This window comes from Methanoculleus chikugoensis (genome assembly GCF_900095385.1).
GTDB classification, from domain to species: domain Archaea; phylum Halobacteriota; class Methanomicrobia; order Methanomicrobiales; family Methanoculleaceae; genus Methanoculleus; species Methanoculleus chikugoensis_A.
Genome location: NZ_FMID01000046.1, coordinates 1 through 19,353, shown reverse-complemented (window position 1 = coordinate 19,353; position 19,353 = coordinate 1). Strand labels below are relative to the sequence as shown.

Genomic DNA, 19,353 nt, shown 5'->3' with positions numbered 1-19,353 from the left:
CCAGCTTTGGTCGTCGTAACAATATATCACCGGCCGGGCCAATTTCTGTTTGTCGGTGCGGAATCATTCCCACCGCAGGGGCAGCACGTTGATCGGGCCGGAGAAGATCCGCCGGCCAAAACCACACAGGCGTGTACTGTGATTGCCCTGAATAGACCGGGTCCGGGCGGTGCCCACGCAGATGCCATCAACCGCACAAGGCCGGATCCGATGCCGGCGGGGAGAACGCGTTATGTGGCTCTCCTACACCCACCTATCCTGATCCACCGGACGGTTCCGGGGCGGCATATGCCTCCCGGAAGTTCTCCCCGGTCGCTACCCGTTCCATGCATCCGCTGCACGAAGGGCCGCCTTCGCGCGATCCGCCGGCGAGCCCCCGGCGGCGAAAGATAGGCCTGCAAAGTCGCCGTGCAGCACCTTCAGGGCGCACTTCTCCCGGTCGTTCTCCTTTCCCATGCGGGGCTTCGTATGGGAAGATTGATGTGTGTAAAAAATAATTAACACATGTTGACATTGTCTTTCAGCACTCTCCCCGAACTGGCGCGGCTGCTCTCCCTGCTCGGGAACGAGCAGCGGCTTGCCGTACTCGGGGCGATCACGGTCGAAGAGAAGTATGCTCGCGAGATAGCCGAAGAACTCGGCATATCGCGCCCACTGGCCGCCATTTATCTCCGGCAGCTCGAGAAACTCGGTCTCGCGGAGGGGGCCAGCCTGACGTCGGACGAGCCGCCGTACCTCCGGAGGTACTACCGGGCGGTGCCGTTTGAGGTGGTGCTGAACCTGGATGTCATTACGTCGCTAAAGAGGTCGAAGGATGAAACAGGATAGGTGGAAACTCTACCTGAAGGTGTCATGGGGCGCTGTCATTGCATTGCTCGCGTTCAGCCTTCTCGTCGGTTGGATGGGCGGTTCGGATTCGTGGAACAGCATGCTCGCCGGATCGGTCTGGATCATCATAAATTTCGGTATCCTGACGCTGCTCATCATCATTGCCGTAAGGATCAAGGAGTGGATCGAGGGGCAGGTGGCGAATGTCGCCGAACAGAAGGGTGCCGGCGCGGAACTGCAGATGCTGCGGCAGTCAGTGGAGCGGATCGAGGCGAAGGTGGACAGAATCGAGAAGGTTCTTGACGGGATCTCCGAGTGAACGTTAAAAAATGATTGGATGGGTGTATGACGGACGTGCAGCAGCGCGTCTAAGGGCATGACAGACGAGGCGCAGGCAGGGTCCCATCGCGCATGATGCCTGGCCACGTATTAGTAAGAATCCTCTACATAATAATGTTTACCATTTATGACAAATGAGAGTATTTGTAGCAACAGGGTCTCCTGCCCTGCTACCGGGAACCGCCCGGCTCCCGCCGCTCCAGCGAGAGGTGCTTGATAAGCCACGCGATACGGTCGCGGCGGGCGGTTTCGTTCAGGTAATGGCCCGCGTCGTACCACTTTATCGACTTTGGATCGCCCGCCTGCTCGAAGAACTCCCGGGCCTGCTCCTCCGTGAAGAACTCGTCGCGAAGAGCGGCCTGGAAGAAGAGCGGGGTGGGTGCGGCACGGCCGACCCAGACGGCAGGGTCGAGTTCCGCGAGCGTCCGGCGGTAGTGTTCGAGCCGTTCGCCCCGCAGGTCGGGCAGGTTCACCGCGGCGACGTCGACAAACCTCCCGGTGCCCGCCATCAGGACCGCGGCCTTCACCCTCCGATCGACGCCGGCGAGCACCGCCCCGAAAAGCGCCCCGACACTGTGGCCCACGAACCCGATCCGGTCCGGATCGACGGTTGGCTGCGCTACGAGGAGATCTATCCCCCGGCGAAGGTCGATCACCGTCCGGGTATACTCCCTCACGGCCTCCTTGGGATCCGTGACTGCCTGACCCCAGGCTGCTGCCGTATCGGCGGCCCAGGGAGCGTCGACGAGCAGGGAGACCGCGCCCATCCCGGCAAGGGCCACGGCCTCGGCGAGGAACGTGGCGCGGGAACCAAGTCCCGGGTGGAGGAAGAGAATGGCAGCGGAGCGTTTCGACCGGTCAACTTCTGCCGGGGCCACCAGGTAGGCCCGAATCCCCCGATCCGGGGCAGTCCGGTAGGTCAGGTCGCTGACCGAGACGTCGGTGCCGGCAATCTCGATCGCGGGCGGTCTCTCTGCATCGTAATCGAAAAGCGGGCGCAAATTATCGGCGGTTCGTTCCATAAGACTCCTTCTGATTTCCTCTCGACCCGCCGGCAGATAAATCCGGCGCCTGCGGGGAGAAAGTGATTCCGGCATTCTATACCCTGCTCAGAATGGAAGGTTTTTCACCCCGGAACCCCATCCTTTCAGAGGTGATTTCATGGCGATTGACTGGTACGAAGAGTTTGTTGATTTAAACCACACTCCCGGCCCGGACGAACTCGTAACTCTCTACTACTTCGAGCCTGCGGAGGGGATCAGCAGGGAGGAGGCGGTCGGGAGAATCGCTTCCGAGAGTTCGACCGGGACCTGGACGACGCTCTTTACCCTGCCGCCCCGGATGCGGGATCTCCAGGCGAAGGCGTTCGAGATCGAGGGGAACTACGTGAAGATCGCATACCCGCTCGCCCTCTGGGAGGAGGGGAACGCGGCCCAGCTCCTGAGCGGGATCGCCGGGAACATCTTCGGGATGAAGGCGCTCGACCGTCTCCGGTTGATCGACGCCTCGCTCCCTGCCGAATACCTCCGGCACTTCAAGGGGCCGCACTTCGGGATGGAGGGGATCCGGGATATGATGAAGGTCCGGGGGCGGCCGCTCACGGGCGCGGTCCCGAAGCCGAAGGTGGGTTTCACCGCAGAAGAGCACGCAGAGGTCGGCTACGAGACCTGGATGGGCGGGTTCGACTTCGTCAAGGACGACGAGAACCTGACGTCCCAGCCGTTCAACCGGTTCGAGGACCGCGTCCGGGCGATGGCGAAGATGCGGGATAAGGCCGAACAGGAGACCGGCGACGTGAAGTCCGCGTTCATCAACATCACGGCCGAGACGGAGGTCATGAAGCAGCGGGCGAAGATGCTTGCCGATTACGGCTGGAACTACGCGATGATCGATGTCGTGGTAGCAGGGACGGCGGCCGTCGCGACCCTCCGGGACTACTGCTCCGACCTCGGGCTTGCCATCCACGCCCACCGGGCGATGCACGCGGCCTTCGATCGGGACGAGAAGCACGGGGTCACGATGCAGTTCCTGGCGAAGATGATGCGCCTTGTCGGTGTTTCGCAGATCCATACCGGGACCGCCGTCGGGAAACTGGTCGGCACCCGGGCGGAAGCAACGGTGCTTGCGGACGTGCTCCGGGAGAAGCATACGAACGCCGTCGACCACATGGCCCTCGACCAGGACTGGGGCAGTATCAGGAGCGCCTTCCCCGTCTCTTCAGGCGGGCTCCACCCCGGGCTCGTGCCGGACGTGCTCGATATCTACGGCACCGAACTTGTCCTCCTCGTCAGCGGCGGCATCCACGGTCACCCGAAGGGCACCCGGGCGGGCGCGGAGGCCACCATGCAGGCGATCGAGGCCTGGAAGGACGGTGAGACGCTTGGGGAGAAGGCCAAGAAGGCCACGGCGCTCCGGGAAGCGCTCGAGAAGTGGGGGTACTATAAGCCGAAGTGAGGGGGTTTGACAAGAAGTCCCCCGGCCATTTCCATGGGACTCATCCCGTCCCTTATCAGACGGGGAGGGGGAGACCCCCTCCCGACCCCTCCCCCCGTGGCGATATCCACCACGGTCCACCGCCCGGGGACAACTCGGGAGAAGAACCGGATTAGGTTATCCTGCAACCCATTCCAGCCACTGTTTTTGCCTGTGTAACCTGGAGCAGTACTGTATTGAGGTTCGTTGCTCTGAAGTTTGGGTTGTAACTCGTACCCTCTGCCAGTCGAGATCGCATGCACGGATTCCGTGGGGTTATCGCCACGCACTGCCCCCGCCCCCTGGGGCGGGGGAGGAGGCCGGAGGCCGGGTGGGGTGGGGGTTACATGGATATTTATGGGGTAGAGACAGGGGAGGGGGCGTCCCCCCTCCCCACCTAACGGTGGTCGCGCTCCGGGCGTTCCGCCCATCGCACTCCCCGCGAGCCGCCTCCCCAATGGCGATACCCCCACGGAAGCCGTGCCCGAAACCGCGGATGGACAGGATCTGTCTCCCTTAACCACGACATTTACGTGAAACAGTCTTTGTTTTGCAGATCAGCCTTGCCACAACCACGTAGCCCCATCAACCGATTTCCCCTGGTATCGCCACGCACTGCCCCCGCCCCCTGGGGTGGGGGGCGATCAGGCGCAATTCAAAGTTCGCAAGCAATCAGAAACTTTCGGTGTCCTGCCCCTCCGAAAAAGTGCTCCTTTCCGGGTCTTCTCAAGCCCTCACCGGCCCGCGCCGCTCCGGGCAGCCTTCCAGAGCCGTCGTGTCCCCGGCGCGTATCTCCCCCGCGAGCTTCTCAAGCCCCTCGCGGAACTCATCGACATAGCCCTGCATCGAGAGGCTGCCCTCCGGGAAGGGGCAGTCGATATCGTAGAGCCGCTCGATCATCGGATCGGAGGGGAGGAGGTCGACGGCGATCCCGGTCGCTTCCGCCGCTTCCACCATGGCCTTCCGGAACGGCCCGATGCAGTAGGCGAGCCGGTGCCGGTAGGTATCCCGTGTCTTCTCAAGGTAGCCCTTGAGCCGGTAGACCTCGATCCGGTGGAAGTCCCGCCGGATTCGCTCGTCCGTGGTCTTGCCGAGCATGTAGTGGTAGTTCCGGTAGGGGTACATGCACTCGAGCTCCGCGGGAACGGTCCCGCAGGTGCCGAAGATGACGATATGGTAGTCCTCCGGGGCAAGGACGCCGTCGATGACCCGCCGGAAGAGTTTGTGGCTCGGGCTCTGGCTGTAAGGTTTCCGCACGGCGCAGGGGAGGAAGAGGGCGATCTCTTTTGGCGCAACGACGTAGTCGTCGATGATGAACCGGTAGGCGTCTTCGAACTCGTTGCGGTAGAACGGCGGGTCGAATATCTCGATCGGGTTCCCGTGCCTGTCCTGCACGACCTCGACGACCCGCCGGGGGGCGCCCCCTCCCCGCACTATCCGATCCTTCCGCATGAAAACATGTTCCCCATCGTGAATAGAGCGTTGGACCGGGAATTGCAAAAACCTCTCCCCTTCGAGGGCCGGTATCGGAATTCGCCCGGGCGAAAAAACCGTGAATCGCTGCCCGGGAGCGCACCGGCAGAACAGGTGGAGACCGGTATCATGAAGGTTTTCCGGATGCCCTGTTTGTCCACGGGAGCGAGGTACAGCCGGAAGCCGGGTTAAAGGGGAAAGTATAAATGTCCGCCCTCCCAACTAACTTTAGTTCGTTTTATTACGAACCAAATATGCGACCGGTCCCAGGGGCCGGAACTCTCAACAAAGACAGGGGATAAGAGTCATGGATTCCGAAGACTTCCAGAAGATTATCACAAACGCCATCGACAACGAAGTAGAGTCGTATACCTTCTACAAGTCGGTCGCTGATAGGGTGAAGGATGCAAACCTGAAAACGATCTTCCTCGACCTTGCTGAGGAAGAGAAGGGCCACCGGGAGTACCTTCAGGGCCTGCTGCTCCGCGACGCAAAGCAGATGCACTTTGTTGCGGCCAGAGATTACAAGGTCACCGACTCCATCGATGAGCCTGTGCTCTCGGTCGATATGAAGCCGCTCGACGGTCTGGTCCTCGCCATCAAGAAAGAACTTCAGGCTGCCCAGATGTACACGCAGCTTGCCGCCGCCTCCGCGGATGCAGAACAGAAGATGGTCTTCGTCCAGCTCGCGAACATGGAGAAGGGACACAAAGCCCGGCTCGAAGATATCTACACGAATATGGCATACCCCGAGGCGTGGTAATTCCTACCGCCTCACAACACCCTTTTGCGAATCTCTTTGCCGGGCGGGTCCGCTCCCCGTTGCGGCCGAACGAGGCCTGTTCTCTCTCACCGGGATGGTCCCGATCCCGGGCGAAACACCAAGGTAGTATTTAAAAATTTTGGATCGCAAACGGCTATGAGCTCAGAAGATCAATTTATCAGGACAGGAAAATGAAGAAGATCACCATCAAGGGGGCGCGGGAGCACAACCTCAACAATATCACCGTCGAACTTCCGCGCGACCGGCTCATCGTCCTCACCGGCGTCTCCGGGTCGGGGAAATCCACGCTTGCCTTCGATACCATCTACGCCGAGGGGCAGCGGCGCTACGTGGAGTCGCTCTCCGCTTATGCACGGCAGTTCCTCGGGCTGATGCAGAAACCGGACGTCGACAGCATCGACGGGCTCTCGCCCGCCATCTCCATCGAGCAGAAGACGACGTCGAAGAACCCCCGGAGCACCGTCGGCACGGTCACCGAGATCTACGACTACCTGCGGCTCCTCTTCGCCCGGATAGGGACGCCGTTCTGCCCGGAGCACCATATCCCCATCGAGGCGCAGTCACCGGAGAAGATCGCCGACCATATCGTCTCCACGATGGCAGGGACAGTCACCATTCTCGCCCCGGTCATCCGGCAGAAGAAGGGAACCTACCAGCAGGTCTTCAAAGACCTCAACCGGGAGGGCTACGCCCGGGTCCGGGTCAATGGGGAGATCCACCGGACGGACGAGGAGATCACCCTCGAGCGCTACCGCAAGCACGACATCGACGTGGTCATCGACCGCCTCTCCGTCGACGAGCGCTCAAGACTCGTCGAGGCGATCGAGAACGCCCTTGCAAAGTCCGAAGGGCTCGTCATCGTCGTCGACGAGGACGGCAACGAGGAGACCTGCTCGGCGCTCATGGCCTGCCCGATCTGCGGGATTGCATTCGAGGAACTCCAGCCCCGGATGTTCTCCTTCAACAGCCCGTTCGGCGCGTGCGAGGAGTGCAACGGGCTCGGGTTCAGGATGGAGTTCGATCCGGACCTGATCATCCCGGACAAGAGCAAATCGATCGCCGAAGGCGCCGTCATGCTCTACCGGAACTTCCTCGACGGCTACCGGAGCCAGTACCTCGGCGCCGTCGCGAAACACTTCGGGTTCTCGGTCCTGACGCCGATCAAGGATCTCACCGAGCAGCAGTACAACGCCCTGATGTTCGGTTCATCGGAGCATCTCCGCCTCTCGATGAGGACGAGGAACGGGGACTCGTGGTCGCACTCCGGGACGTGGGAAGGGCTCGCCCCCCAGGCCGAGCGGCTCTACCACCAGACCCGGTCGGAGTACCGCCGCCACGAACTCGAGAAGTTCATGCGGATCCTCCCCTGTCCGAAGTGCGAGGGCAGGAGACTCAAAGAGAAGGTGCTCGCCGTGAAGGTTGCCGGGAAGTCCATCGTCGAGGTCACCGACCTCTCGGTCACGGGAGCGCGCTCGTTCTTCCGGACGCTGGGCCTCACCGAGAGCGAGCGCGAGATCGCAAAACAGATCTTAAAAGAGATCATCGCCCGGCTCGAGTTCCTGGAGCAGGTCGGCGTCGGCTACCTGACCCTCTCGCGGAGCGCAGGCAGCCTCTCGGGCGGGGAAGCGCAGCGGATACGCCTCGCGACGCAGATCGGGTCGAACCTCACGGGGGTGCTCTATGTCCTCGACGAGCCCTCCATCGGGCTGCACCAGCGGGACAACCGGAAACTCCTCGAGACCCTGCAGCACCTCCGCGACCTCGGGAACACCCTCGTCGTGGTGGAGCACGACGAGGATACCATCCGGAGCGCCGACTGGGTCGTGGATATGGGGCCCGGAGCCGGGCTCCACGGCGGCGACATCGTCGCGGAAGGGCCGCCGGACGCCATCGCGGCAAACCCGGCATCGATCACCGGCCGCTACCTCTCCGGCGATCTCAGGATCGAGGTTCCTGCTTCTCGTCGGAGGAGCGACCGGTTCATCAGGCTCTCGGGCTGCCGGGAGAACAACCTCAAGGGCATCGATGCGAAGATCCCTATCGGCGTCCTGACGGTCGTCACCGGCGTCTCAGGGTCGGGGAAGTCCACGCTCATCTACGATACGCTTTACCGGGCGCTGATGCAGAAACTCCACGCATCCAGGGAACTTCCGGGGGAGCACGACAGCCTCGTCTTCGACGACGACCTGGACAAGGTGATCGTCATCGACCAGAGTCCCATCGGGCGGACGCCGCGCTCGAACCCGGCGACCTACACCAAGGTCTTCGACGAGATCCGGAAGGTCTTTGCCGAGACGAAGGAGGCGAAGGTCCGGGGCTACAAGCCCGGCCGGTTCTCGTTCAACGTCAAGGGCGGGCGGTGCGAGGCCTGCCAGGGTGAAGGTCTCATCAAGATCGAGATGAACTTCCTCCCCGACGTCTATGTCGAGTGCGAGGAGTGCAAGGGGGCGCGCTACAACCGCGAGACCCTCGAGGTGAAGTACCGGGGCAAGTCCATCGCCGACGTCCTCGACATGAGCGTCGAGGAGGCGCTGGCCCTCTTCGAGAACGTCCCCTCGATCAGGAACAAACTCGATACCCTTGCACGGGTCGGGCTCGGTTACATCAAACTCGGCCAGAGTTCCACCACCCTCTCGGGCGGCGAGGCGCAGCGGATCAAACTGACCCGCGAACTTGCAAAGCGGGCCACGGGGAAGACGATCTACCTCCTCGACGAACCGACGACCGGGCTCCACTTCCACGACGTGAAGAACCTGATCGCCGTCCTCGACGACCTTGTGGCGCGGGGGAACACGATGGTGGTGATCGAGCACAACCTGGACGTCATCAAGTCCGCCGACCACATCATCGATCTCGGTCCCGAGGGCGGGGATGCCGGCGGCGAGGTCGTCGCGACGGGGACCCCTGAGGAGGTCGCTCTGGTTGAAGGGAGTCACACGGGTGCGTTCTTAAAGGAGTTCCTCAAGAAACCATGATCGACCCCCAGAGTCTTCCAACCGAGCCCGGGTGCTACCTTTTTTCGGATGATGAGGGCACCATCATCTACGTCGGGAAGGCGAAGAACCTGAAGCGGCGCGTATCGAGCTACTTCTCCCGGCACGACCTCGACCCGAAGACGCGATGCCTCGTCGCCGCGATCGCCTCAATCGACTTCATCGTCACCGACACCGAGGTCGAGGCGTTCATCCTCGAGAACACCCTGATCAAGAAGCACCAGCCGAAGTACAACATCGACTTAAAGGACGCGAAGCGGTACGCCTACATTCACGTCACCGACGAGGCCTATCCACGGATTCACACCGCCCGCCAGCCCGACGAGAACGGCCGCTACTACGGGCCGTTCGTCTCCGCCCGGGAGCGCGAGGACTTGCTCCGCCTGTTGAAATCGCTCTTCGGGCTCCGGTCGTGCCGGCGTCTCCCCCGGCGTCCGTGCCTCCGTGCACACATCGGCTCGTGCAGCGCCCCCTGCACGGGAAGGATCGGCGAGGACGACTACCGGGAGCGGGCGAGAAGGGCGGAGGCCGTCCTGAAAGGCGATATCGCCGGGCTCATCCGGACGCTCCGCGAGGAGATGGCAGCCTCGGCAGAGCGGCAGGAGTATGAGCGGGCGATGGAACTCCGCGACCAGATCGCGGCACTCGAGGGGCTGCGCGAACGCCAGCACGTCGACCGGCAGAAGACCTACAATGAAGACATCGTCAACTATATCGTGAGCGAAGGAACCGTCTTTCTGATGCTCTTCAACGTCGACCGGGGAACGCTCTCGGGGAAGCGCGAGTACACCTTCGACGAGACGGAGGGGTTCCTGGAGGAGTTCCTCGCCCGCTACTACGCCGACCACGAACCGCCGCAGGAGGTGATCCTGCCCGTTCCGGTCGACGACGCCGTCGCCGGCTACCTCTCTCACCTCCGGGGCGGCAAGGTCCGGGTGGTCGTGCCGCAGCGGGGCGAGAAGAAGAACCTGCTCGACCTGGTGCGGAAGAACGTGGAGATCGCGTTCTTCGGCGACCGGATAAAACTGGACGAACTCAAACGCCGGTTGCACCTCCCGAACCTCCCGGTCGCGATCGAGTGCTTCGATATCTCCCATCTCTCCGGGACGGCGATGGTGGGCTCGATGGTCCGGTTCCTCTGGGGGAAGCCCGACAAACGGAACTACCGGCGGTTCCGGATACGGACGGTCGAGGGCATCGACGACTTCGCGGCCATCGCCGAGGTGGTCAGGCGCCGCTACTCGCGGCTGCAGAAGGAGGGGGGCGAACTCCCCGACCTGGTCCTCATCGACGGCGGGAAGGGGCAGCTGGCGGCGGCAACCGCGGTGCTGAGAGACCTCGGGATCAAAGTCCCGATCGCGGCGATCGCGGAGCGCGAGGAGGAGGTCTTCGTGCCGGGCTTCTCCCACCCTCTGCCGCTTGAGCGGCACGAGAAGGCGTCGCTCTTCCTCCAGGAGATCCGCGACGAGGCACACCGGTTTGCGATCACGTATCACAGAACCCTGCGGAAGAAGGCGGTCTTACCATGACGGCATTTCAACTGAAGGCGGAGTTCAAGCCGACCGGATCGCAGCCCGACGCGATCCGGAAACTCACCGACGGGCTCGCCCGGGGCGAGCGGTTCCAGACCCTCCTCGGGGTCACGGGGTCGGGGAAGACGTTCACGATAGCAAATGTCGTCGAGGCGGTCCAGAAACCCACCCTCGTCATCGCGCACAACAAGACGCTCGCGGCCCAGCTCTACAACGAGTTCAAGTCGTTCTTCCCCGATAACCGGGTGGAGTACTTCGTCTCCTACTACGACTACTACCAGCCCGAGTCCTACATCGCGAAGCGCGACCTTTACATCGAGAAGGATGCCCAGATAAACCCCAAGATCGAACAGATGCGCCTCGCGGCCACCGCGTCGGTCCTCTCCCGTCCCGACACCATCATCGTCGCCTCGGTCTCCTGCATCTACGGCCTCGGGAACCCCGCGAACTTCCAGGGGATGGGGTTCGAGGTGAAGGTCGGGGACCGGATGCGGCGGGACGATATTATTCGGAGGCTTATCGATATCCAGTTCGAGCGAAACGAGATGGAGCTCATGCCGGGCCGGTTCCGCGTGAAGGGCGACACCATCGATATCATCCCCGGCTACTTCAACAACATCATCCGTGTCGAACTCTTCGGGAACGAGATCGACCGGATCAGCGAGATCGACAAGAACTCGGGAGAGCGGCTCGAGGCGATGGACTACTTCTTCGTCTACCCTGCCCGCCACTTCGTCGCCCCCGACGAGGTGAAGGAGCGGGCGATCGTCTCGATAGAGGAGGAACTCGAGGAGTGGCTCCCGACCCTCGGTATGATCGAGGCGCACCGCCTCCGGCAGCGGACGCTCTACGACATCGATATGATCCGCGAGACCGGGACCTGCAAGGGGATCGAGAACTACTCCCGCCACTTCGACGGGCGAAAGGCCGGGGAGAAGCCCTACTGCCTGCTGGACTACTTCCCCGAGGACTTCCTGATGGTGATCGACGAGAGCCACCAGACCCTGCCCCAGGTCAGGGGGATGTACAACGGCGATTACTCGCGGAAGAAGTCGCTCGTGGAGTACGGGTTCCGGCTGCCGTCGGCGTTCGACAACCGGCCGCTGAAGTTCGACGAGTTCTCGGCGGGCTACATGAGAAGCGCTATCTTCGTCTCGGCGACCCCCGGCGACTACGAACTGAAGCGTTCGAGCGTCGCGGAGCAGATCATACGGCCGACGGGGCTCGTCGATCCTGCGGTCGAGATCCGGCCGATCGAGGGGCAGATCCCGAACGTGATGGCGGAGATCCGGGCCACGATCGATCGCGGCGACCGTATACTGCTGACGACCCTCACGAAACGGCTCGCCGAGGAGCTCTCGGAGTATCTCGCCGACCAGGGGATCAAGACGCGCTACCTCCACTCGGAGATCGAGACCATCGAGCGGACGGAGATCATCCGGCAGCTCCGGCTCGGGAAGTACGACGTTCTCGTGGGGATCAACCTCCTGCGGGAGGGGCTCGACATCCCCGAGGTCGGGTTCGTCGGTATCCTCGACGCCGACAAGGAGGGGTTCCTCCGCGATGCGAGGAGCCTCGTCCAGACGATCGGGCGGGCGGCCCGGAACGTCAACGCGAAGGTGGTGCTCTACGCCGACACGATGACCGACTCGATCAAGAAGGCGATGGCCGAGACGGAGCGGCGGCGGGCGATGCAGCTTGCGTACAACGCAGAGCATGGCATCACGCCGCAGACGATCAGAAAGCCGATCCGCGAGAAAGAGGTGGATATCACCGATATCAAGCACGTCCCGAAGTCCGAGATCCCGAACCTGATCATCGAACTCGAGGCCGATATGCGGGAGGCGGCAGAACGCCTGGAGTTCGAGCGGGCGATTGCGCTACGGGATATGATTAAGAGGCTGCAGGAGGGGAAGGGACGGTAGGAAGGCTAAGGCTCCAGATTGCCGCGAAGCATGGGCCAGGGAGGCGCTGCGACGGGGTAAGTGGCGCCCTCAGTAATCTCCTCTGGCAGATTGAACGGTCAAAACGATGAAAGAGCCCGGTACAGTGGACCGTGAGAGTATCGCCACTGGGGGAGAGGCTGACGGGGGAGGGGGCTGGCCCCCTCCCCCGTCTCTACCTCGTAAAAGGATATCTGTAACCCCCACCCCACCCGGCCTTCGGCCTCCTCCCCCGCCCACGAGGGGCGGGGGCAGTTCGTGGCGATAGCCGGTAGAAAGCCGTATACGGGCGAGCGATCAAAGGAAGCCTGATTAAGACTCCCGTTATGAGACGAGCAGTATGTCAGGCCTGGTTTTCCTGTTTAAAACATTCTCCGGCACCCACGACCGCCTCTCCTCCGCAAAGAAAAAGCGGGTGCAGCCTCCCGGCCGCACCCTGCCCTCTCTTAAGCTTCGCCGAACGTCCCCACCGGGCGCGCCTGCCCCTCCTCGGGCAGGAGAATCCAGAGCAGGATGTAGATGATGATCCCGGGGAAGAATCCTGTGGGCACGGTGAAGATGATCCAGATCACCCGGATGACGTTCGGGTCGATCTCAAGATACTCTCCTATGCCGCCGCATATCCCGGCGATCCACCGGTCGGTCGTCGAACGGGTCAACCTCTTCATGAGTAATCTCCTCGAAGCCCATTCTATTGTCCCGGTAATAGATGTTTCCTCTGAAAGGAGTGGGACGGGATGTTGCGGTGTTTCATCCCGGTGCCTTGCGGACGGTGCTGCGTTTCCGCCGCCCGGAGCGTGGACGAGCCTTTCCGGCCGGAGCACAGGTATCGCACCCATTGCAGGGCTCCTCGAAGCGCTCCCCGAAGTACTCGAGGAACCGCTCCCTCCGGCACCCCGTTATGGTGCAGTAGTCGACCATGCTCTGGAGTTTCGAGCGTGCGACCTCGCGCTGGAACTCGGACGCCAGATCGCGGTCGATGAACGTTCTGAGGCGCCGTGCATCGTCGTCGCTGTAGTAGAGGATGCAATCGCTCTCCTTCCCGTCCCTTCCGGCCCGGCCGCTCTCCTGGTAGTAGGCCTCAAGCGTCTTCGGCATATCGTAGTGGACGACGGATCGCACATCCGGTTTGTCGATCCCCATGCCGAACGCGCTCGTCGCGCAGACGACCGGAACCTTCCCGCCGATGAACTTATCCTGCGTCTCCGCCCGCGCTCTCGCCGTCATGCCGGCGTGGTAGGGGAGTGCCGGGATGCCGTCGGTGCGGAGCCGTGCCGCGAGCGTCTCGGCCCCCTCCCGGGTCGCGACGTAGATGATCCCGGCATCCCCTCTCCGACCCTGGAAGTAGGCCCGGAGCCGTTCGTACGCGTCCTTCTCTTTTCTGACGACGGCGTAGCGGAGGTTCTCGCGGTTGAAACTCCCGACGTAGACCGACGGGTTCGCAAGATTGAGCTGCCGCGCGATGTCGTCGCGGACGTCCGGGGTCGCGGTCGCCGTCAGGGCAACCATCGGCACCCCGGCGAACCGCTCCTTGAGGACCGCGAGCGACCGGTACTCCGGGCGGAACTGGTGCCCCCACATCGATATGCAGTGCGCCTCGTCGACCGCGATCAGCGTGACCGGAAGGGACGCCATGAGGTCGAGGAAGTCGTCGCCGACCGCCTTCTCCGGCGAGACGTAGAGGATCTGGATCAGGCTCTCGTTGAGTTCCGAGAGGATTCGCCGTGTCGCGGCGTAGGAGCAGGAGGAGTTCAGCGCCTCCGCGCCGATCCCGCGTGCCTGCAGGTCGTCGACCTGGTCCTTCATCAGCGCGATGAGCGGCGATATCACCAGCGTGACACCCTCGCCGATGAGTGCCGGAACCTGGTAGCAGAGCGATTTGCCACCTCCGGTCGCGAGCACCGCGAGGACGTCGCGCCCCCCAAGAAGATCGCGGATGATCTCTTCCTGATAGGGGTTGAATGCAGAATGCCCGAAGTAGCGCTGGAGTATCAGGTGCAGGCGATCCATCGGTATATAAGTGGGGGTTCTACCGGCATAGTATCTTCGGCCGGAAAATTCCGGTGGAATACGGCTTGATCTGATAAGAATCCTCAGATAGGCTCTGTTGAACTCCTTCTGGATCGTGGAAATTGTAATAAAGGTGCGTGTGCCTATCCAGGCTTCAAGCACCTGAAAAGTCTGAGTACCGGCAATAACACGACTGCAATGAGGAAAGAACCCATACAGTGGACCGTGGGAGTATCACCTTGGGGGGTGGGGACAGGGGAGGGGGGCATGCCCCCCTCCCCGTCAGCCCCTCCCCCTGCGGCGATATTCCCTTGAAATCCGTGCCACTGTGGCTGCTGGATATTGCCGGGTATGGAAAGCGTGAGCACCGAAGGTGCAAACCGCACGAACCTTGTAACGATCAACCTATGGATTCATTGCAACCGTGGCACGACACGTTCTATAGAGCAAAGTTTTCTAGAAACGTTTCTCCAAAATGGACTTCCACAGAGTTTTCACCCCGAAACCTCGTCCCAGAACCCGGTGAGGGCCGAGAAGATCCTCCGCCGGAGTTCAACGAGCCGTGCCTCATCGGCTTCGCGGCCTTCGGTCTCGTAGAGGCCGCGGTTGATCTCGACCTGAACCCAGGGGATCCGCCGCCGCCGGTAGTGCGCCACCGATATGAACCCGCCCCGGAAGGGATCGTTCATCGCAACCCGGCCCTCGCCGTCGAACTCCGCCTGGAACGACCGGGTGAGCGCCTGGAGCCACTCCGGGGGGCAGGTCACGAGACCGCCCGCCCCTTTCGGTCTCCCGTTCCGATCGCCCCGGTTGCTCAGGCAGAAGAGCGGGCGGGGGCGTCCGGCGTCCATCCTGACCGGCGGGGATCTCGGCAGCATGCTGTGGCAGTCGAAAGCGATCTCGATCGCCCGGGTATCGAGCGCCTCGGCCAGTTGTTTGTGAAAGGGGTGGTAGTAGTTCTGCAGGAGGGTTCCTATCAGTTCCCTGCCGGGCGTCTGCCCTCTCTTGAAGACCGGGGTTCCGTCTTGCGTGATGACCTTGACCACGCCGTCCTGCGTCCGCGGCGGGTAGTCGTAGGGCGCCCGGTTGGTATCGACGAAGATCCTCGAGACGTCGAAGTCGACCATCGCCTCCACCCTATCGTCGAACCCGTAGATGCGGCGGGTGTGGGGATCGCTATTGAAGACAATCTCCTTTCGCGTGAGGTTGACGAGACCGCGGAGTTCGGGCGGGATGGCGGTGCCGCCGTGAGGGATCGAGACGAGGAACGGATACCTTCCGTTCACGCTCTTTCCCCCCTGCCGGGATATTTCCGGGATCCGGTGCTCATGCTGCTCCTGACCGCACTCGTATGGGAGCACCCGCTACAAAAGTGCAGTGGTCGGGGGTATCCGGCGGAGATGAATATAAAGGCGGAGCGCCTTCTTACCCCTGGGAAACCGCCCTCAACCGGTGAGTGATATGGAACGGGAACAATGGTCGTCAACCCTGGGGTTCATCCTTGCAAGCGTCGGCTCGGCTGTGGGTATAGGGAACATCTGGCGGTTCCCCTACATCGTGGGCGCTAACGGGGGCGGCGCGTTCCTGGTCCCGTACCTGATCGCCGTCTTCCTCTTCGGCCTCCCCCTGATGGTGCTGGAACTCGCCATCGGTCGCTCGACGGGGACGTCGGTCATCTCCGCCTTCCGCTCGATACGGCAACGGTTCACCGCCGCAGGCCTTGTCATCGTCGCCGTCGCCAGCCTGGTCCTCGGCTACTACCTCGTGATCACGGGCTGGGTGCTCGCATACGCGCTCTCCTTCGCCTTCAACCGGCCGATAGAGTTCGATGCGTTTACAGGTTCTTACCTCCCGCTCGTCTTCTTCCTCCTCTCGGGGCTCGCGGTCTATGTGACGGTGCGGTCCGGGGTCAGGGAGGGGATCGAGAGGCTCTCCCGGTACCTCATCCCGGCACTCTTCGCGATCCTCCTCTTTCTCGTGGTATTTTCGCTCACCGAGCCCGGAGCGGTCGAGGGGATCGGGTTCTACCTCTCCCCCGACTTCTCCAGGCTGACCGACCCGGGCGTCTGGATCGCGGCCTTTGGGCAGGCCTTCTTCTCGCTCTCCGTGGGCATGGGCGTCCTGCTCACCTTCGGGAGTTACCTCGGGAAAGAGGCCCTCTTCCGGAACGCCGGCATCATCGCCGTTGCCGATATGCTGATTGCGATCCTTGCCGGGCTCGTGATCTTTCCCCTGGTCTTCACCGCGGGCCTTGACCCCGCGGCCGGGGTGAACCTCGCATTCATCACCCTGCCCACGGTCTTTACACAGATCCAGTACGGCATGCTGCTCGGAGCGCTCTTCTTCCTGATGCTCTTTGCTGCGGCGCTCACCTCGGCGGTCTCCATGCTCGAGGTTCCGACGGCGGCGCTGATGGACTCCTACGGCTACCCGCGGAAGCGTGCCACGCTCCTTGTCTTCGCTGTAATCATGCTCCTCGGGCTTCCGTCCGCTCTCAGTTACACCGCCCTGAACCTCGAGGTCCTCGGGACACCGTTCCTCGACCTGGCTGACTACGCATTCGGGACGATCGGCCTCATCGTCGCCGGGCTGATCGTGAGCGTCGTCGGGGGATGGTTCATGAACCGAACCCGGATCTGTGCGGAGATCGGCGGATGTGGGTGGCAGCAGAGAGCCTATATGGCGCTCATCCGCTACGGCGTTCCGGCAATCCTGCTGATCACGCTTATCGGGAGTTTCTTCCGGGTTGCGGGATGACAAGACGCCGGGCTATATCTCCGGCGCCCGCTCCACCGCTCGCCTTCTCTTCTCCGGCACGCGGAGAGCGTCGAGGACGTCCTGCATATCGGGCACCGTCGTCGCCGGGTATTCCGCAACGAATATGATGCTTCCTGCCTCGTCGACGACGACGTTCGCCCGCCGGGAGTAGCCTTTTTGGCTATCGAAGACGCCGTACATCTGTGCCACGGCACCGTGCGGCCAGAAATCCGCAAGGAGCCGGGTCTTCTTGATACCGAGGCTCCCCGCCCACGCCCGTTTGCAGGGGACGGAGTCCACGCTGATGCCGAGGGCGACGGCACCGAGGGCGTCGAAGGCCTCCCGGTTCGCTTCGAGCGCCTTCATCTGTTCGGCGCAGATGCGGGTCCATGCCAGCGGATGGAACGAGAGGAGAACCCGTTTCCCCCGGAACGCCGATAATCGGATCGTGTTCCCGTTCTGGTCCGGTATCGAGAAATACCCGGCCTGCTCGCCGACTTCGACCACCATGTATCACCGGATGGGACTCTGTCCCGGCGACGATAAATTTTTCCCACGAACGGTCCTCTCTCTGCCGGGGAAGTCCCGCAGGTTTAAGGTTCCTGCTGGCAAGAATAGTACAATGCCACCTGCCACCGATATCGCGATCATCGTTCTCCTGATCCTCGCGAACGGCTTCTTTTCGATGGCGGAGTTTGCGCTCATCTCTGCACGAACGGCACGCCTGCAGAAGAGAGCAGCGGAAGGCGACGCCGGGGCCGCCGCCGCCATCGAACTTGCCGACGATCCGACGCAGTTCCTCTCCACCATCCAGATCGGCATCACCCTCGTCGGGATCCTGGCCGGAGCGTTCGGAGGGGCGACGCTCGCGGGGCCTCTTGCGGAAGAATTTGCTAAATTTCCCTTGATCGCGCCATACAGCGGCCCGCTCGCGGTCGCAACCGTCGTCGCCGTTATCACCTACCTGACGCTTGTGATCGGCGAACTGGTGCCGAAACGGGTGGCCATGACTAACGCCGACCGGATTGCATCGCTGGTCTCGCGCCCGATACGGTTCCTCTCGCTGGTTGCCGCACCGCTCGTCCGGCTGCTGAGCGCCTCGACCGAGGGGGTTCTGATGCTGCTCAGGGTTCGGCAACCTTCGGGGCCCGAGGTGACGGAGGAGGATGTCAGGGTTCTTATCGGGCAGGCCACCCGGGCGGGCGTCTTCGAGGAGGCGGAGCAGGATATGGTGGAGAGCGTCTTCCGCCTCGGCGACCGGCGTGTCAGCGTGCTGATGACTCCCCGGCCCGATATCGTGGCCGTGGACGTCGAAGATCCCGTCGAAGAGAACTGGCAGAAGATGGTGGATTCCCGGCATGTCTATTTCCCGGTCTACCGCGACCACCTCGACAACCTGCTCGGCACCGTCTCGGTCCGCAGCCTCTGGGCGCGGATGATCGCGGGCGAACCTCCCGACCTCTCGAAAGCAATCGAGCCCGCCTTCTTCGTGCCCGAGAGTGTCCCGGCACTCTCGGTGCTCGACGAGTTCAAGACCTCCGGGGCACGAATCGCCCTCGTCACCGATGAGTATGGGAGTATTCAGGGGCTGGTCACCATCCATGATATCATGGAGTCGATCGTCGGGGATATCCCGTCGGCAGAGTATCCTCCGGAGGGCACGGCGATTCGCCGTGAAGATGGGTCGTGGCTGCTCGACGGGATGCTCCCGGTCGATGAGTTTCACGATCTCTTTGACGTGACGGCTACCCTGCCCGGGGAGGGGCGCGGCTATTACCAGACGCTCGGCGGGTTCGTGATGATGTATCTTGAGCGGACGCCGAATACCGGAGATCGGTTCACCTGGAACAGTCTCCGGTTTGAGGTGCTCGATATGGACGGCCACCGGGTCGATAAGGTGCTCGTGACCCCGGTGGGGGCCGGAAAAGGGAAGAAGGAGTGACCGGGTCTGGTGAGACCTGTTTTAGTCCGGGATGTCTTAACGGAGGCACGTACGGCTGTCTGAAACTTGAGTAATCGAGAGAGCAATATACGACTGTCAGAACGATAGGAGTTAGAGAAACTGAAGGCCCTCGCTGTGTGGCAACAAAGCAGTCAAAACGAGAATATGTCATGGTGCAGTGAACCGTGGGGATATCGCCGTTTGGGGAGGGGCTGACGGGGAGGGGGCGAGCCCCCTCCCCTGTCTCCAAGCCTAAAACTGACGTGCCATAGAGATTTTT

At 62.4% G+C, this 19,353-nt stretch carries 16 protein-coding genes; 9 read left to right on the top strand and 7 right to left on the bottom strand.

Annotated elements, in window-relative coordinates; genetic code table 11:
- Window positions 1–315: 315 nt before the first annotated feature.
- A complete protein-coding gene (locus L21_RS14160) occupies window positions 316–456 on the bottom strand; it encodes a hypothetical protein (RefSeq protein ID WP_178377713.1) in 141 nt (46 codons plus the stop codon).
- Between the two features lie 48 nt (window positions 457–504).
- Here L21_RS14160 and L21_RS09510 point away from each other — a divergent pair, with 48 nt between their 5' ends.
- Both L21_RS09510 and L21_RS09505 read left to right on the top strand, forming a co-directional pair.
- Window positions 505–828 (top strand): ArsR/SmtB family transcription factor, encoded by a 324-nt coding sequence (locus L21_RS09510; RefSeq protein ID WP_074370245.1) that lies wholly within the window; start codon window positions 505–507, stop codon window positions 826–828.
- On the top strand, window positions 815–1,147 hold the full coding sequence (locus L21_RS09505) for a hypothetical protein (RefSeq protein WP_074370244.1): 333 nt from the start codon (window positions 815–817) through the stop codon (window positions 1,145–1,147). Before L21_RS09510 ends, L21_RS09505 begins: the two co-directional genes overlap by 14 nt.
- 190 nt (window positions 1,148–1,337) lie before the next feature.
- Here L21_RS09505 and L21_RS09500 read toward each other — a convergent pair whose 3' ends face one another.
- Window positions 1,338–2,189 carry an alpha/beta hydrolase gene (locus tag L21_RS09500; protein WP_074370243.1) on the bottom strand — a complete coding sequence of 284 codons (852 nt, stop codon included), beginning with the start codon at window positions 2,187–2,189 and terminating at the stop codon, window positions 1,338–1,340.
- A 139-nt stretch (window positions 2,190–2,328) separates the two neighbouring features.
- Between L21_RS09500 and rbcL the strand changes: the two genes are divergently transcribed.
- Window positions 2,329–3,621: a type III ribulose-bisphosphate carboxylase gene (gene rbcL / locus L21_RS09495; RefSeq protein ID WP_074370242.1), complete on the top strand. Its 1,293-nt coding sequence runs from the start codon at window positions 2,329–2,331 to the stop codon at window positions 3,619–3,621.
- 744 nt (window positions 3,622–4,365) lie between these two features.
- On the opposite strand, the gene L21_RS09490 is transcribed toward rbcL, so the two are convergent.
- On the bottom strand, window positions 4,366–5,091 hold the full coding sequence (locus tag L21_RS09490) for a DUF5591 domain-containing protein (protein ID WP_074370241.1): 726 nt from the start codon (window positions 5,089–5,091) through the stop codon (window positions 4,366–4,368).
- 328 nt (window positions 5,092–5,419) lie between these two features.
- Here L21_RS09490 and L21_RS09485 point away from each other — a divergent pair, with 328 nt between their 5' ends.
- The 4 genes from L21_RS09485 to uvrB all read left to right on the top strand — a co-directional run bounded on the left by L21_RS09485 (window position 5,420) and on the right by uvrB (window position 12,346).
- The gene (locus L21_RS09485; RefSeq protein ID WP_074370240.1) at window positions 5,420–5,875 is read left to right on the top strand and encodes a ferritin-like domain-containing protein; all 456 of its coding nucleotides are present in this window, start codon (window positions 5,420–5,422) and stop codon (window positions 5,873–5,875) included.
- A gap of 191 nt (window positions 5,876–6,066) precedes the next feature.
- Window positions 6,067–8,871: an excinuclease ABC subunit UvrA gene (uvrA, locus tag L21_RS09480; RefSeq protein ID WP_074370239.1), complete on the top strand. Its 2,805-nt coding sequence runs from the start codon at window positions 6,067–6,069 to the stop codon at window positions 8,869–8,871.
- On the top strand, window positions 8,868–10,418 hold the full coding sequence (uvrC, locus tag L21_RS09475; RefSeq protein ID WP_074370238.1) for an excinuclease ABC subunit UvrC: 1,551 nt from the start codon (window positions 8,868–8,870) through the stop codon (window positions 10,416–10,418). The genes uvrA and uvrC overlap by 4 nt, the downstream gene beginning before the upstream one ends.
- A complete protein-coding gene (uvrB, locus tag L21_RS09470) occupies window positions 10,415–12,346 on the top strand; it encodes an excinuclease ABC subunit UvrB (protein WP_074370237.1) in 1,932 nt (643 codons plus the stop codon). The genes uvrC and uvrB overlap by 4 nt, the downstream gene beginning before the upstream one ends.
- Window positions 12,347–12,810: 464 nt before the next feature.
- On the opposite strand, the gene L21_RS09465 is transcribed toward uvrB, so the two are convergent.
- The 3 genes from L21_RS09465 to L21_RS09455 form a co-directional block, all read right to left on the bottom strand.
- Window positions 12,811–13,032 (bottom strand): PspC domain-containing protein, encoded by a 222-nt coding sequence (locus L21_RS09465; protein ID WP_074370236.1) that lies wholly within the window; start codon window positions 13,030–13,032, stop codon window positions 12,811–12,813.
- 82 nt (window positions 13,033–13,114) lie between these two features.
- Window positions 13,115–14,374: a RecQ family ATP-dependent DNA helicase gene (locus L21_RS09460; RefSeq protein WP_074370235.1), complete on the bottom strand. Its 1,260-nt coding sequence runs from the start codon at window positions 14,372–14,374 to the stop codon at window positions 13,115–13,117.
- A gap of 494 nt (window positions 14,375–14,868) precedes the next feature.
- Entirely contained in the window at window positions 14,869–15,660 is a 792-nt protein-coding gene (locus L21_RS09455) for an N-formylglutamate amidohydrolase (protein WP_256712923.1), read from the bottom strand.
- Between the two features lie 175 nt (window positions 15,661–15,835).
- Between L21_RS09455 and L21_RS09450 the strand changes: the two genes are divergently transcribed.
- Window positions 15,836–17,131, top strand: coding sequence for a sodium-dependent transporter (locus L21_RS09450; RefSeq protein ID WP_074370234.1), 1,296 nt, complete (start codon window positions 15,836–15,838; stop codon window positions 17,129–17,131).
- 12 nt (window positions 17,132–17,143) lie between these two features.
- On the opposite strand, the gene L21_RS09445 is transcribed toward L21_RS09450, so the two are convergent.
- Window positions 17,144–17,641 carry a redoxin domain-containing protein gene (locus L21_RS09445; protein ID WP_074370233.1) on the bottom strand — a complete coding sequence of 166 codons (498 nt, stop codon included), beginning with the start codon at window positions 17,639–17,641 and terminating at the stop codon, window positions 17,144–17,146.
- Between the two features lie 112 nt (window positions 17,642–17,753).
- Between L21_RS09445 and L21_RS09440 the strand changes: the two genes are divergently transcribed.
- Entirely contained in the window at window positions 17,754–19,073 is a 1,320-nt protein-coding gene (locus tag L21_RS09440; RefSeq protein WP_074370232.1) for a hemolysin family protein, read from the top strand.
- Window positions 19,074–19,353 lie beyond the last annotated feature (280 nt).

Excerpts from the sequence above, each read along its gene's own strand:
- L21_RS14160 (WP_178377713.1), bottom strand. The coding sequence starts at position 456 with ATGGGAAAGGAGAACGACCGGGAGAAGTGCGCCCTGAAGGTGCTGCAC.
- L21_RS09510 (WP_074370245.1), top strand. The coding sequence starts at position 505 with ATGTTGACATTGTCTTTCAGCACTCTCCCCGAACTGGCGCGGCTGCTC.
- L21_RS09505 (WP_074370244.1), top strand. The coding sequence starts at position 815 with ATGAAACAGGATAGGTGGAAACTCTACCTGAAGGTGTCATGGGGCGCT.
- L21_RS09500 (WP_074370243.1), bottom strand. The coding sequence starts at position 2,189 with ATGGAACGAACCGCCGATAATTTGCGCCCGCTTTTCGATTACGATGCA.
- rbcL (WP_074370242.1), top strand. The coding sequence starts at position 2,329 with ATGGCGATTGACTGGTACGAAGAGTTTGTTGATTTAAACCACACTCCC.
- L21_RS09490 (WP_074370241.1), bottom strand. The coding sequence starts at position 5,091 with ATGCGGAAGGATCGGATAGTGCGGGGAGGGGGCGCCCCCCGGCGGGTC.
- L21_RS09485 (WP_074370240.1), top strand. The coding sequence starts at position 5,420 with ATGGATTCCGAAGACTTCCAGAAGATTATCACAAACGCCATCGACAAC.
- uvrA (WP_074370239.1), top strand. The coding sequence starts at position 6,067 with ATGAAGAAGATCACCATCAAGGGGGCGCGGGAGCACAACCTCAACAAT.
- uvrC (WP_074370238.1), top strand. The coding sequence starts at position 8,868 with ATGATCGACCCCCAGAGTCTTCCAACCGAGCCCGGGTGCTACCTTTTT.
- uvrB (WP_074370237.1), top strand. The coding sequence starts at position 10,415 with ATGACGGCATTTCAACTGAAGGCGGAGTTCAAGCCGACCGGATCGCAG.
- L21_RS09465 (WP_074370236.1), bottom strand. The coding sequence starts at position 13,032 with ATGAAGAGGTTGACCCGTTCGACGACCGACCGGTGGATCGCCGGGATA.
- L21_RS09460 (WP_074370235.1), bottom strand. The coding sequence starts at position 14,374 with ATGGATCGCCTGCACCTGATACTCCAGCGCTACTTCGGGCATTCTGCA.
- L21_RS09450 (WP_074370234.1), top strand. The coding sequence starts at position 15,836 with ATGGAACGGGAACAATGGTCGTCAACCCTGGGGTTCATCCTTGCAAGC.
- L21_RS09445 (WP_074370233.1), bottom strand. The coding sequence starts at position 17,641 with ATGGTGGTCGAAGTCGGCGAGCAGGCCGGGTATTTCTCGATACCGGAC.
- L21_RS09440 (WP_074370232.1), top strand. The coding sequence starts at position 17,754 with ATGCCACCTGCCACCGATATCGCGATCATCGTTCTCCTGATCCTCGCG.